Source organism: Pseudomonas sp. GM79, assembly GCF_000282495.1.
Lineage (GTDB): Bacteria > Pseudomonadota > Gammaproteobacteria > Pseudomonadales > Pseudomonadaceae > Aquipseudomonas.
On record NZ_AKJE01000002.1, the window covers coordinates 96,958 to 110,642 of the forward strand.

The window sequence follows — 13,685 nt, forward strand, 5'->3', positions numbered from 1 at the left end:
CGAGCACCGCCGACGCCAATGGTTTCATTGAGGTATAGCTGAATGTCGCCGGTTCAGCGGAAATCCCGGCTGCGCACATGGATACCGTCGAGCAATGAACTCAGGTCGCTCAAGCGCCCGGCAATCAGATGCCGCACCTCGCCTTCCTTTTCCCAGCGTCCATCGACCTTGAGCAATTGCGAGCCGACCAGTACCTGCCGTTGCCGTTCGGCCAGGTCGCGCCAGACCACCACGTTGACGTTGCCGAACTCGTCTTCAAGCGTCACGAAGGTCACGCCGCTGGCGGTGCCCGGGCGTTGCCGACCGGTCACCAACCCGGCGACGCTGACCGGTCGGCCGTGCTCGACATCCATAAGTTCTTTCGAACTGCGGCAACGCCGGGCTTTCAATTCACCCCGTAGCAATGCCAGCGGATGCGGGCCGAGGGTGGTGCCGACACTGTTGTAATCGGCTTGCAGGTCCTCGCCCACGGTGGGTTTGGGCAGAGACACCGTCGGCTCTTCCTGGCTCGGCAAACCGGCAAACAAGCCGAGCTGCTTCTGCACCCCCGCCACTTCCCAGCGCGCCCGATGCCGGTCACCGGCCAGCCCGCGCAATGCACCGGCATCGGCCAGTTGCTCCTGGGCACGGGCATCGAGTCGCGCCCGTTCGCCAAGGTCGGCGATGTCGGCAAACGCCCCTTTCGACCGTGCAACTTCAATGCGCCTGGCATCGTCCTCGCGAAAGCCTTTGATCATCCGCAATCCCATGCGAATGGCCGGCTGCGCGCCGATGATCGGTTCCAGGCTGCAATCCCAGTCACTGGCCCGCACTTCCACCGGGCGAATCTGCAAATGATGCCGGCGGGCGTCCTGAAGAATCTGGTCCGGGCTGTAGAAACCCATGGGCCAGCTGTTGATCAGCGCACAGGCGAAGGCTGCCGGCTCGTGGCATTTCAACCAGCAACTGGCATAGGTCAGCAAGGCGAAACTGGCGGCGTGGGATTCGGGAAAGCCGTAATTACCAAAGCCTTTGATCTGCTCGAAGATCTGCGCGGCGAACTCCGCCGTGTAGCCGTTTTTCTTCATTCCGTCCGCCAAACGCTCCTTGTGCGGTTCCAGTCCGCCGTGGCGTTTCCAGGCGGCCATGGAGCGGCGCAATTGATCGGCCTCGCCGGGGCTGTAGTCGGCGGCGACAATCGCGATCTGCATCACCTGTTCCTGGAACAGCGGCACGCCCAACGTACGTTTCAGCACTGTTTCAAGTTCTTTCGACGGGTAGATCACCTCTTCTTCGCCCTTACGCCGCCGCAGATAGGGATGCACCATCCCGCCCTGAATCGGCCCCGGACGAACGATCGCCACCTCGATCACCAGATCGTAGAAATTCTTGGGCTTGAGCCTCGGCAACATCGACATCTGTGCCCGGGATTCGATCTGGAACACCCCGATGGTGTCCGCGTGGCCAATCATCTCGTAGGTTTGCGGATCTTCGGCCGGCACCGTCGCCAGACTCAGGTCGCGGCCACGGTACCGACGCAGCAGGTCGAAACAACGACGAATCGCACTGAGCATGCCCAGCGCGAGGATATCGACCTTGAGCAGCCCGACCGCATCCAGATCGTCCTTGTCCCACTGGATGATGGTGCGCTCGGCCATGGCGGCGTTTTCCACCGGCACCAGGCTGTCCAGGGGCTGCTCGGAAATCACGAAACCGCCAGGGTGCTGGGACAGGTGCCGGGGGAAACCGATCAACTGCCCCGTCAGGCTCAGCACCCGGCGCAACACCGGGCTGTCGGGATCGAAACCACCTTCACGCAGGCGCTCGACGGGAGGCGCCTGATCACTCCAGTGGCCGCAGCAGTCGGCCAGGGCGTTGACCTGATCGGGCGGCAAACCCAGTGCCTTGGCCACGTCGCGGACTGCGCCGGCACCATGGTAAGTGCTGACCACCGCCGTCAGCGCCGCACGGGCGCGGCCATAACGCTGGAACACGTATTGCAGGACTTCTTCACGCCGCTCGTGCTCGAAATCGACGTCGATGTCCGGCGGTTCATTGCGCTCTTTGGAGAGAAAACGCTCGAACAGCAACGTGCTCCGCTCCGGGTCGATCTCCGTGATCCCCAGCACGTAGCACACCGCCGAGTTGGCGGCAGAACCGCGCCCCTGACACAGAATGTGTTGCTTGCGGGCGAAATTCACAATGTCGTGAACCGTCAGGAAATAACTTTCGTACCCCAACTCGGCAATCAGCTGCAGTTCCTTGTCGATCTGCGCCAACACCTCGGCTTTAGGGCCTTTTTCCCAGCGCCACCGAACACCCTTTTCGGCCAACTCCCGCAGCCAGGACGTGGCCGTGCGCCCCTCAGGCACCAGCTCCCGGGGATATTGATAACGCAACTGACCGAGGTCGAAGGTGCAGCGCCGGGCGATGCTCAGCGTTTCGTCGAGCAGTGCCTGCGGGTAGAGATCGCGCAAGGCGTCGAGGCTGCGCAAATGCCGTTCGCCGTTAGGGTGCAGACGCAACCCGGCCTCGGCCACCGGCAAGTGATGACGAATCGCGGTCATGGTGTCCTGCAAGGCGCGACGGCCACGGGCGTGCATGTGCACATCGCCGCTGGCCACCGCCGGGATCCGCAGTTCCCGCGCCAGGGTCAGCAGCGCCGCCAGTCGCCGGATGTCGTCCTGCCCGCGATGTAACTGAACGCTCAGCCACAGGCGCTCGGCGAAGGTCTGCTTCAGCCAGTGACCCTGCTCAACGTCATCGACGGCGTCCGGCACCCACAACGCCAACAGCCCCGGCAACGGCTCGCCGAAATCCTCCCGCAGCACCTGATACTGGCCTTTCTGCGTACGGCGTCTGGCGCGGGTAATCAGGCGGCACAGGGTTTGGTAACCCTCGAGGCTTTCCACCAGCAGCACCAGTTTCGGGCCATCTTCGATGCGTATTTCACTGCCGATGATCAGCGGCAATTCCACGGCCTTGGCCGCCTGCCAGGCGCGGACGATGCCCGCCAGGGTGCATTCGTCGGTGATCGCCAACGCTCGATAGCCCTGCTTTTTCGCCCGTTGAAAAAGCTCGAGCGCACTGGAAGCACCGCGCTGGAAACTGAAGTTCGACAGGCAGTGCAGCTCGGCATAATCGACACTCATGCGAACCAGCCTTGCAGCCACAACGGACCGTCTTCACCCACCGCCCGATAGGCCCACCCCTGCTGGCCGGAACGGGTTTCGATCAGGTAATAATCGCGGCGCACGTCGTCGCCGTCCCACCAGCCCGACTCGATACGTTCCGGCCCCATGAGGATGCGCGTCGAACCTTCGTGTACGGCCTGCGGCTCCGTCAGCAACCAGCCCGGACGTTGCACGGCAGGCAATACTTCACAGGTCTGGCTGTCGACACTGGTCTGCCACGCGCATTCCGGCCGGTGATCGGCCTGGAACCGCAAGCCTTGCACCGCGTCATCCCCCAGCCGTGCGCGCAAGCGTTCGCGCAGTTGCTCCCAGGGCAAGGATTGCTGCGGACGATCATCGAACAGTTCCTGGTACTGGGGCACAAAGGCCGGCAAGTCTTCGGCGCGCAGACGAAAACCGCGCACCGGCGCCTCGACCTGAACCTGCTCCAGCCTCCCCCGGGCCAGTTCGAACAGCATCGCCGGATCGCGCTCGGCACTGAGCAGGCCGACCTTGATCAGCGTGTCTGGCAACCCGGCGTGCTCCAGATGCAGGTCGAAACGCTGCACACCGCTGTCCCGCCCACAGAGGAACGCCGCCAGATCGCCGGTCAGCCTGCGCAATGGAAACAGCAATGCCTGATGGGATTGCACATCGAAATTGAGCTCGATGCGTACATCGAAACGGTCCGGCGGCAGGTAAAACGCCAGCGCCAGGTGCCGTAAGCCGAACAGGGTGTCCAGATGCTTGAGCACCTGGGCCTCGAAACGCCGGGCCAGGCTATGTCGTGGCAGCGCCTGCACTTGACTCAACGTTCGCAGCCCCATGCGCGACAGTGCCGTGGCAACGCTTGGCTCCAGGGCGATCCGGTCGACGGGCAACTGCCCGAGATGATGCTGCAAAGCGTCATTGTCCGGCACCACCAGACCGTCATAAACGTTGGCCAGCACCCGCGCCGCCACCGGGTTGGGCGCGGCGACAATCCGGTGACGAAACCCCAGTTCGCCAAGTTCCGCCCGCAACCGCGCCTCGAACTGCGGCCAAGGCCCGAACAAGCCCAGGCTGGATTCGATTTCAAACACCACGGCGCGCGGGTAATGCACGCTGACCTGGGAACTGAACCGATAGGCCCAGGCGGCCAGGAATTGCTGCCAGTGCTCGATCTCGGCGGCGTCGTATTCGGCGGTGACAAACCCTTTGCTCAAGGCCTGAGCGGCGGTCATCGACTGGCCGGGACGCAAGCCCAGCGCCCGCGCCGAACCGTTGACCGCTTGCAGCACCCGGCGCTGGGCCGGGCCGGTCAGCAGCGCCAGCGGTTCGTCGGGGTCGGGGCGCTGACGCAGTACCGCGTCCAGCGCCAATTGCGGGAAGAGAATGCAAACCCAGCGCATGGCAACCTCAATGCCCGACGGCAAAGGCAATCGGCGCCGAACGGGCCAGCCCACCCCGGCACTTGAGCACTCGCAATTGCGCAGGTTTGGCGTCGATGGCGATGCGCAGGGCCGCCGGCGACGGGTTGATGGCCTCACTGAGCGAGCGGTAGGCGAACGCCAGGGTCTGACCGGTTTCCGCCGCCACCTGCAAACGTCGCAACGCTCGATCGTCGGCTTTGTGCGGCCAGCACAACACCGCCCCGCAACTGCCCGAACGCAGGCATTGTTCCGCCGCCCACAGCGCATCGCGCTCGCTGGCCTGGATGATCGACAGTTGCCGCAGATCGACCCCGGCGTTCTGCCAGGCCTGGGGATACGGCACGTAAGGCGGCGCCACCAGCACAATGCGCTCACCTGCCGCCGACAGCCGCGCCAGCGCCGGCCACACCAGTTGCAACTCACCCACGCCCTGCCCGGCCAGCAGGATTTCAGTCAGTGCCGCTTCCGGCCAGCCGCCAGTGGGCAATGCCGCGTCCAGCGCCGCATGCCCCGTGGGTTGCGGGCTGACGGCCGGTGGCGCAGGCCGGCCCTTCCAGACCTGGCCGCCATTGAACAGCGTATCCAACGCAACGACGGCGCCCATTACCCTTGCCTCACCAGACCGCAGAACACGCCTTCGATGGCCAGATCCTGATCGGCTCGAACAATGATCGGCTTGTAAGCCGGATTGCGCGGTAACAGGCGAACAGAATCGCCGACCCGCTCGAAACGCTTGATGGTGACTTCGCCGTCGAGCCGCGCCACGACGATCTGGCCGTTGAGCGCTTCGGGATTGCGCCGCACGCCCACCAGATCGCCGTCGAGAATGCCGTCCTCGATCATCGAATCGCCCTGCACCCGCAGCATGTAATCGGGCACCCGCGAGAAGATCGACGGATCAAGCAGCAAACGGCTGTGGACCTCGGCATCGGCACCGATCGGCGCACCGGCCGCCACTCGACCGAGTACCGGAACGTCCAGCAGCTCGGGCCGCGGCGGTTGATTCAGCAGCCGGATACCTCGCGCCTGATGCGCATTGACCTCGATAAAACCGGCCTCGGTCAGCGCCAGCACGTGCTTGCGCGCCACGCTACGGGAGGCGAAGCCAAAGGCCTCGCTGATTTCAGCGAGGCTCGGGGGCTGACCATGTTCGGCGATTCGATCGCGGATAAAGGTCAGGATGGCGGTACGGCGGGGAGTTAAAGTCGTCATGGAGTACATTTGTACTCTTTTGGGCTTTTCCTAGCAAGGACTTGTAGAAGCTGTGTAGGAGCTGTGTAGGAGCTGTCGAGTGAAACGAGGCTGCGATCTTTTGATCTTGCTCTTTAAAAACAACATCAAAAGATCGCAGCCTCGTTTCACTCGTCAGCTCCTACAGGTTTCAGGTGAGTCCTGAGAGGTAGGGCCATGGGTAGATGCCGCGTTCGTGACCGTCGCTGAAGATCAGTTGCAGGCCGTAGCCCTGGGCGTTGAGTTCGATCACGCGGATGCGCTCATCCACTTTCACCGTCAGACCTTGCAGTCGAAACGCCCGGCACTGCGAGCAGGGACATTGGCGGCGTAGCTCGGCGTGATCGAACCGTTGCTCGCGCCCATCCGGCCAATTCAATCGCAGCTGTTGTTTACCCTGGGAATTACCAATCGCCACCGGGTTCATTGCAATTGACTCAACGCAATGCGCACGGCTTTGCGCACTTCCGGGTCGCCGTCATCTTGCGCCGCCTGCAATGCGGCAATGGCGCCTTTATCGTTCAATTCGCCGAGGGCCAGGGCAGCTTCCTTGCGCAAATTGCTGATGCGATGGCCGAGGGTTTCGATCAACACTTCGAGGGCCGGAGCGTAACGCAAACGGCCAAGGCTGCGAGTGGCGCGCAGGCGGACTTGCCAGTAATCATCGCTCAAGGCTTCGACCAAGGCAGAACCAGCGTCGACGTGTCCGACCTTGCCCAATGTGGTGGCGGCTTCTTCGCGCACTTGCCAGGCTTGGTCCTGCAACGCCTGACGCAACGCCGGCAGCACTTGCGCGTCGGACGCCAGGCCAAGGGCGCCGGTGGCGGCGCGGCGGACTTCGGTGTCAGGGTCGTGGCTGGCGAGTCGGGCCAAAGCAGGCAAAGCATCGAGCTGCTTGAGCCAGCCGAGTACACCGACTGCTTCACGCCGGACATTGGCGTCCCTATCGTCCAACGCGGACAATGCCGCGCAAGCCGCCTGGGGGAAACGCAACTCGCGCAAGGCCCTGAAAGCCGCGATGCGTACGCTGATGTCGGCATGCCCGGTCCACGGCAAAATCACCCGCCCCGCTGCTTCACTCTTAAGCAGGCTGAGGCTTTGCGCGGCGGCAGACTGTACCGCCAGCGATGGGTCGGTCAGCGCCTGGCATAGCGCTTCGACCACCGGTTCATCCTCCCAGGCTTCCAGCAATCGCGCCGCTTCGGCGCGCACTTCTTCGGTGGGGTCTTCAGCCAGTCGATTGACCAGCCACAGCAAGCCATCTGGCTCTTCGAGGTCAGCCAGCTCGATCAAAGCGATGCGGCGCACGCCTGGGTCGTCATCGGTCAGGCGCGGCTGCAAGGCAAGGATGTCGTCGTTATCGGTTACATCGAATAGAGAGGTCATAGGGCAAATCGCGGCAGTGGGTTTTCAGGGGGAAGTCCTAGAGGGTTCAGGCGCGGTAACTGCCGACCGTCTTCGTGACGCAGCAACTCGAGGCAATGACGCTTCAAGCGGGAAAATTCATGGCTGGTCACCAGCTCGGTGGTGCGTGGCCGGGGGAAGTCCAGGCGCAGGTCTTCGATAATTCTGCCCGGACGCGAACTCATGACCAGCAGGCGATCGGCGAGGAACAGCGCTTCGTCGATGTCATGGGTGACGAACACCACGGTGGTGCGAATTCGCGTCCAGATGTCCAGCAGCAGTTCCTGCATGTTCAACCGGGTCAGCGCATCGAGGGCGCCGAAGGGTTCGTCCATCAGCAACAGGCGCGGACGATTGATCAGCACCCGGGCGATTTCCACCCGTTGCTGCATGCCGCCGGAGAGCTGATTCGGCCAACGCTCGGCAAAGCCTTCGAGGCCCACCAGGGCCAGTATTTCATCAGCCGCTGTATGGCGTTCGGTTTTGCCAATGCCGCGCATTTTCAGGCCGAAAGCCACGTTGTCGCGCACGGTGCGCCAAGGGAATAGCGTGTGGTGCTGGAACACCATGCCACGCTGCGGCGATGGCCCCGAGACCTGCGCACCGTCGACACTCAGCGTACCGCTGCGCGGCTGCAGGTGTCCGGCCAGCGCGCCAAGCAAGGTCGATTTGCCGCAACCGGACGGCCCGAGAATGCATACGAATTGCCCTGGTTTAATCTGGCAGTCGAGGCCTTGCACGGCTTCGAACGCCTGCTGGCCTTCACCGAGGACGATGGACAATTGGCGGATGTCGATCCGCCCTTCAGGAGTTTGCATCACGCTCATCAAGCTTTTCCTCGTGGTCGGTGCCAGGGCGTGAACAGCCCGCCCAAGCGTTTGATCAGCAAACTGCTGCCCATCCCGAGCACGCCGATCAGCAACATGCCGACCACGATGTCGGCGTAGTTCTGGATGGTGTAGGACTCCCAGGTGTAGTAGCCGATGCCGTACTGGCCGGAGATCATTTCTGCGGTCACCAGGCAGAACCACGAGGTGCCCATGCCGATGGCGAGGCCGGTGATGATGCTCGGCGCGGCGCCCGGCAGAATCACCTCCAGCAGAATCGCCCGACGCCCTGCCCCCAGGCTTTTCGCCGAGGCTATCAATCGCGGGTCGACGCCTTCGACGCCATGCACGGTGTTGAGCAGAATCGGGAACAACGCGCCGGTGAAGGTGATGAAAACCATGGACAGTTCCGACGACGGGAACATCAGGATCGCCAGGGGAATCCAGGCCACGGCCGGGATCGGGCGCAGGACTTCCAGAGGTGGCAGCAATAAATCTTCGGCCCATTTCGAACGACCGATGGCCAGGCCCAAAGCGATGCCGATGATCAGCGCCGTGAGGTAACCGGCGAAGACCCGGCCGAGGCTGCTGCTCAGGTGCTGGGCGAGCTTGCCGGAGTCGCCTAGACCGAGGGCGGCTTGAATGACCGCCACGGGTGTCGGGACGTTGGCGAAGGTCACCAGGCCAAGGTTCCAGTGGCCACTCGCGGCGAGTTGCCAGAACAGCAGGCAGAGCAGCAATGAGGCTGATCTTGGAATCCAGCGCGTTATAGATCGGGACATACATCTTCCTCTCAACCGAAAACCCTGTGGGAGCGGGCTTGCTCGCGAAGGCGATTCAACATTCAACATCGATGTCGACCGACCCACCGCTTTCGCGAGCAAGCCCGCTCCCACAGTTGATCGGTGGTGAACTCAGTATTTGCGTACGACTTCTATCCCTGTGGGAGCGGGCTTGCTCGCGAAGGCGGTTCAACATTCAATATCGATGTCGACTGAACCACCGCTTTCGCGAGCAAGCCCGCTCCCACAGTTGACCGAGTTGTTTGGGGGTTAGCGAACGGCAACGGCCTGGGTAGTGGCGTCGGTGAAGTCGAAGACTTTGCCGCCCTGGGCCGTGGCGAATTGTTGGGCCTGGCCTTTGAGCAGGAATGCGCTGAGGCGCCCTTTCGCATCGCTGGCAAACCACGCCTGATCCGCCAGCAGTTTGATCCCGCTGTCACTGGCCTGGGCATACACCGCGCGGATGTTTTTGCCTTCCTGCTTCAGGCTGGCTAACGCGGTGAAAGCCGATTCCGCCGAAGCGTATTGGCGGACTTTCGGCTCGCCACGCACCCAGATTTCCGCCACGTGGCTGAAATCGGTAATGGCCTTGCCGTCCAGCGCATCCACCGCCTTCAGAGGTGTTTGTGCGTAGTTGGCCAGTTGCGCGGTGTAGTCCAGTTTCGAGGCCTTGAACGCGGCGCGGATGTATTGGTCGTCGATGAAGGTATTCAGATCGAGCCCACGATCAGCCTTCTTCAACAATTTGAGGGTATCGATGGCTGTGCCCACCGCCTGACGGTATTCCGGCTTCCAGCTCAGGTCCCGGGTTTGTACGCCCAGCGGGCCGTGGAACAGGTAGTTGACCTCGGCATCGACGCCGGTGACCTTGGCGATCAGCTCGCTGTATTTCTCCGGTTCCGCCGCCAGCAATTGATTGGCCTCAATGCTCGCGCGCAGATAGGCGACGACGATCTCCGGGTACTTTTTCGCATAGCTCTTATCGACCAAGGCACCGTGGAAGGTCGGTGTATTGGCCTGGGAACCGTCATAAATCTTGCGAGCGAAACCGCGGCTGGTGAACAGTTCGGCGAACGGCACAAAATCGGCGTGAGCTTCGATCTTGCCGGCCTGCAACGCGGAACCGGCGACTTCCGGCGCCTGGGCGATGATATTCACATCCTTGAGCGGGTCCCAGCCTTGAGCCGCGACGGCGCGCAACAACATGCCATGGGCGGTGGATGCGAACGGCACGGAAATGGTCTTGCCTTTGAGTTCGGCCAACGACTGCACACCCGAAGCGCTCGGCACGACGATGCCGTTGCCGCTGCCCTTGATACTGCCCGACAGCACGCTGATGAACAGGCTGTGCTTGCCCGCCGTTTCGAACGCCACGCCATTGAACGAGCCGGGGAAATCGGCCATGGCGCCGAAGTCGAGTTTGCCGGCGACCATCTCATTGGTCAGCGGCGCGCCGCTGGTGAAGTTCTTCCACTGCACCTCGTATTGGGCGTCCTTGTAGGGGCCGTCGTGGGGCAGGTATTTGTCCAGCAGGCCAAGCTCGCGGATCAGCAGGCCGCCAGCGGCGCAGTTGATGGTGGTGTCCTGGGTGCCGATGGCGATGCGGATGGTTTCCGCTTGAGCCGAGAAGGTGAATGAAGCCAGTACCAGACCGGCAAATGCTGCACGCAACATAGGTGTATCCCCTCGAATCATTTATAGGATGTTCGTCTCCGCCACGATCAGGGCGTGGTGGGAAACGAGGGGTGTTTTGAATCGAGCGTCCGGGGGTTACCGGATGGCTTTTTGGTTGTCTGGGCTGGCCTCTTCGCGAGCAAGCCCGCTCCCACAGTGATTTGTACTGAATCCAGAATCTTGCAGACACCAAAGAAACCTGTGGGGGCCGGGCTTGCCCGCGATGGCGTCCGATCAATCAATGGAGGTGCCAGCTCTGCCCACACTCAGCGCAGCAGATACGGGATCTCAACTTTCACTGCGCCCGTCGGGCAGTCCTTCTCACACGGCATGCAGTACCAGCATTCGTCGAACGCCATGTAGGCCTTTTGCGTGGCCGGGTTGATCGCCAGCAGGTCCATCGGGCAGACATCGACACACACGGTGCAGCCTTTGTGGGCGATGCATTTGTCCTCGTCGACCGTGACGGGGGCGTTGGAGCGGAAGAAGATTTCCTGGGGTTGATAGGCCATTGGCGGTTTCTCTCTTGGGTGATGCTCAGGCAGCAAAGGCACCGACCCGCAGCCGGTCGTAGGCCTGCATTTCTTCGGCGTCCAGCGGGATGATGTAAGGCTCGACGGCTTTCTTGAAACTGGTCATCGCGCCGTCATCGCCCTTCTTCAGGTGACAATGACAGAACCATTCATTGTCGTTGCGTTGCGGGTGGTCAACCCGATAGTGGTAAAGCCCCCAGCGACTTTCGGCGCGAAACAGCGAAGCGCGGGCGGCCATTTCGGCGCAGTCGCGGATCATGCTGACTTCCATGGCGCGCATCAGTTCGTGGGCGTTGTGGGCCTTGATCTGATCCAGATCACGCTGGATATCGCTGAAGCGTTGCAGGCCGATTTGCATCTTCCTGGTCACTTTCGGCGGTTGCAGGTAGTCGTTCACAAAACGCCGCAGCTTGTACTCGACTTGAGCCGGCGGCAGCCCGTGTTCGCGCTCCAGCGGTGCGTAAACCCGAACCTTTTCTGTTTCGATCTGATCCGCATCCAGCGCCGAAAACTCGCGCTCGGCAACAAAGTCCGCCGCGTTGGTGCCGGCAAACCAGCCATAGGTGAACGCGCCGAGCATGTAGTTATGTGGCACCGCCGCCATGTCACCCGCCGAGTACAAACCCTTCACCGATGTCTCGGCCTTCTCGTTGACCCACACGCCGGACGCCGAATGGCCACTGCAAAAGCCGATTTCGGAGATGTGCATCTCGACCATCTGCGTGCGGTAATCGGTGCCGCGATTGGCGTGAAACTGGCCGCGACTCGGACGTTCGTTGCTGTGCAAAATCTCCTCGATGTTCTGGATAGTTTCCTCGGCCAGGTGATCGAGCTTGAGGAACACCGGGCCATTGCCGCTTTCGAGTTCCTGGTGGAACTCCCACATCATCTGCCCGCTCCAGTAGTCGCACTCGATGAAGCGTTCGCCCTTGTTGTTGGCCGTGTAGCCCCCCAGCGGGCCGGTGACGTAGGCGCAGGCCGGGCCGTTGTAATCCTTGATCAGCGGGTTGATCTGAAAGCATTCCAGATTCGCCAGCTCGGCCCCGGCGTGATAAGCCATGGCGTAACCGTCGCCGGCATTGGTGGGGTTTTCGTAAGTGCCCATCAGATAACCCGAGGACGGCAACCCCAGACGTCCGGCGGCGCCGCAGCATAAAATCACCGCTTTGGCCTTGATCACATGGAAGTCGGCCGTGCGGCAATCGAAGCCCATCACACCGTTGACCGCGCCCTCTTCGTCCGTCAGCAACCGGGTGCAGACCAGCCGATTGGTGATGCTCACCCGCGCCCGTTTCAACTGGCGGTACAGGACTTTTTTGATGTCATGCCCTTCCGGCATCGGCAGCACGTAGGCGCCCATATGGTGGACTTTCTTGACCGCGTAATCGCCGGTCTCGTCCTTCTCGAATTTCACGCCCCAGCGGTCCAGTTGCTCGATCGTTTCGAAACTGTGGGTCGCGTAGGCATACACCGCCGCCTGATTGACGATGCCGTCGTTGGCGATGGTGATTTCCTTGGTGTACTGCTCCGGTGTCGAGTGGCCGGGAATGATCGCGTTGTTCAATCCGTCCATGCCCATGCTGATCGCGCCGCTGCGTTTGACGTTGGCTTTGTCGATCAATAGCACGCGCAGATCGCGATTGCGCTCCTTGGCCTTGATCGCCGCCATCGGCCCGGCAGTGCCGCCGCCGATCACGACGATGTCGTATTCCTGTTCGAGCGTCTTTCTAATCATGGAGCTGCGACTCATACCTGATCCCCTTTTTGCCGGTCGATCCGCAAGCGGTACTGGAACGCGTCGCCGCGGTAGTAAAGGTGTTCAAAGTCCAGGGGCTGGCCATCGGCGCTATGGGTCAGACGCTCGATGCGCATGATCGGCGAGCCGGGTTCGACGTTCAGCGCCTGGGTCAGGTCGCTGTCGGCCAGCACTGCGTCGATGGCCAGATCGGCGTGCCCGAGTGCCAGGCCGCAATCGTTTTCCAGAATCAGGAAAATGTCGCGCGTCACCAGGTCGGCCTTCTCCAGCCGCTCGCCGATGGCTTTGGGCAGATACGTAATTTCCAGCGAGATCGGCTCGCGATTGATCAGCCGCACGCGTTTGATCTGCGCCACGGTCTCGCCTTCAGTCACCTGTAAACGTTCGGCGACGAGCTTATCGGCGGCAATGTATTTGAAGCTGTGCAGGCGGTTGATCACCTCGTAACCGCGACCCGTCATGGACTCGGCCAAGCCTTGCAGGGTGCTGACGTTCTGGAAGGTTTTCGGTTTGGCCACGAACGTGCCCTTGCCGTGAATCTTGAAGATCAGCCCTTCTTTTTGCAGATCGCCGAGGGCCTGGCGCACGGTGATGCGACTGACTTTGAACAACGTGCCGAGCTCGCTTTCGGAGGGCATCTGGCTGTCTTGCGGGTATTCGCCGTCTAGAATCCGGGCGCGCAGCACATCGCGCAGTTGGGTGTGCAGCGGGATGCTGCTCAGGGGAAGAACGTTATCGGTCATGGAAGATCACTTGTTATAACGAGTTATGACGTGATCTTAGAGAGGCCGTGCGAGGGTTGAGAAATATTGTTTGGGCATAAGGTTAGATTCGCCTGCCAATAGCGAAAGATCGCAGCCTTCGGCAGCTCAGGTGTATACGATCCCCTGTAGGAGCTGTCGAAGCCTGCGATCT

At 61.8% G+C, this 13,685-nt stretch carries 12 protein-coding genes; all 12 read right to left on the reverse strand.

The window, feature by feature from the left end:
* Positions 1 to 53: 53 nt before the first annotated feature.
* The 12 genes from PMI36_RS28865 to PMI36_RS28810 all read right to left on the reverse strand — a co-directional run bounded on the left by PMI36_RS28865 (position 54) and on the right by PMI36_RS28810 (position 13,513).
* Complete coding sequence (locus PMI36_RS28865) at positions 54 to 3,152, reverse strand: error-prone DNA polymerase (protein WP_202949512.1); 3,099 nt, start codon at positions 3,150 to 3,152, stop codon at positions 54 to 56.
* On the reverse strand, positions 3,128 to 4,543 hold the full coding sequence (locus PMI36_RS28860) for a Y-family DNA polymerase (protein WP_008066965.1): 1,416 nt from the start codon (positions 4,541 to 4,543) through the stop codon (positions 3,128 to 3,130). Before PMI36_RS28860 ends, PMI36_RS28865 begins: the two co-directional genes overlap by 25 nt.
* 7 nt (positions 4,544 to 4,550) lie before the next feature.
* Positions 4,551 to 5,168 carry a translesion DNA synthesis-associated protein ImuA gene (gene imuA, locus PMI36_RS28855; RefSeq protein ID WP_008006531.1) on the reverse strand — a complete coding sequence of 206 codons (618 nt, stop codon included), beginning with the start codon at positions 5,166 to 5,168 and terminating at the stop codon, positions 4,551 to 4,553.
* A complete protein-coding gene (lexA, locus tag PMI36_RS28850; RefSeq protein WP_008066968.1) occupies positions 5,168 to 5,785 on the reverse strand; it encodes a transcriptional repressor LexA in 618 nt (205 codons plus the stop codon). The genes imuA and lexA overlap by 1 nt, the downstream gene beginning before the upstream one ends.
* A gap of 160 nt (positions 5,786 to 5,945) precedes the next feature.
* Entirely contained in the window at positions 5,946 to 6,221 is a 276-nt protein-coding gene (locus PMI36_RS28845) for a DUF971 domain-containing protein (protein ID WP_008066969.1), read from the reverse strand.
* Positions 6,218 to 7,180, reverse strand: coding sequence for a HEAT repeat domain-containing protein (locus tag PMI36_RS28840; protein WP_008066970.1), 963 nt, complete (start codon positions 7,178 to 7,180; stop codon positions 6,218 to 6,220). Before PMI36_RS28840 ends, PMI36_RS28845 begins: the two co-directional genes overlap by 4 nt.
* Positions 7,177 to 8,025, reverse strand: coding sequence for an ABC transporter ATP-binding protein (locus tag PMI36_RS28835; RefSeq protein WP_008066974.1), 849 nt, complete (start codon positions 8,023 to 8,025; stop codon positions 7,177 to 7,179). The genes PMI36_RS28840 and PMI36_RS28835 overlap by 4 nt, the downstream gene beginning before the upstream one ends.
* Complete coding sequence (locus PMI36_RS28830) at positions 8,025 to 8,807, reverse strand: ABC transporter permease (protein ID WP_008066976.1); 783 nt, start codon at positions 8,805 to 8,807, stop codon at positions 8,025 to 8,027. Before PMI36_RS28830 ends, PMI36_RS28835 begins: the two co-directional genes overlap by 1 nt.
* 270 nt (positions 8,808 to 9,077) lie before the next feature.
* On the reverse strand, positions 9,078 to 10,481 hold the full coding sequence (locus PMI36_RS28825) for an ABC transporter substrate-binding protein (protein WP_008066983.1): 1,404 nt from the start codon (positions 10,479 to 10,481) through the stop codon (positions 9,078 to 9,080).
* Between the two features lie 266 nt (positions 10,482 to 10,747).
* Entirely contained in the window at positions 10,748 to 10,993 is a 246-nt protein-coding gene (locus PMI36_RS28820) for a 4Fe-4S dicluster domain-containing protein (RefSeq protein ID WP_003180418.1), read from the reverse strand.
* 25 nt (positions 10,994 to 11,018) lie between these two features.
* Complete coding sequence (locus PMI36_RS28815; protein WP_032830047.1) at positions 11,019 to 12,749, reverse strand: fumarate reductase/succinate dehydrogenase flavoprotein subunit; 1,731 nt, start codon at positions 12,747 to 12,749, stop codon at positions 11,019 to 11,021.
* An 11-nt stretch (positions 12,750 to 12,760) separates the two neighbouring features.
* Positions 12,761 to 13,513, reverse strand: a complete 753-nt coding sequence (locus PMI36_RS28810; protein WP_008066985.1) for a GntR family transcriptional regulator — start codon at positions 13,511 to 13,513, stop codon at positions 12,761 to 12,763.
* Positions 13,514 to 13,685: the final 172 nt, after the last annotated feature.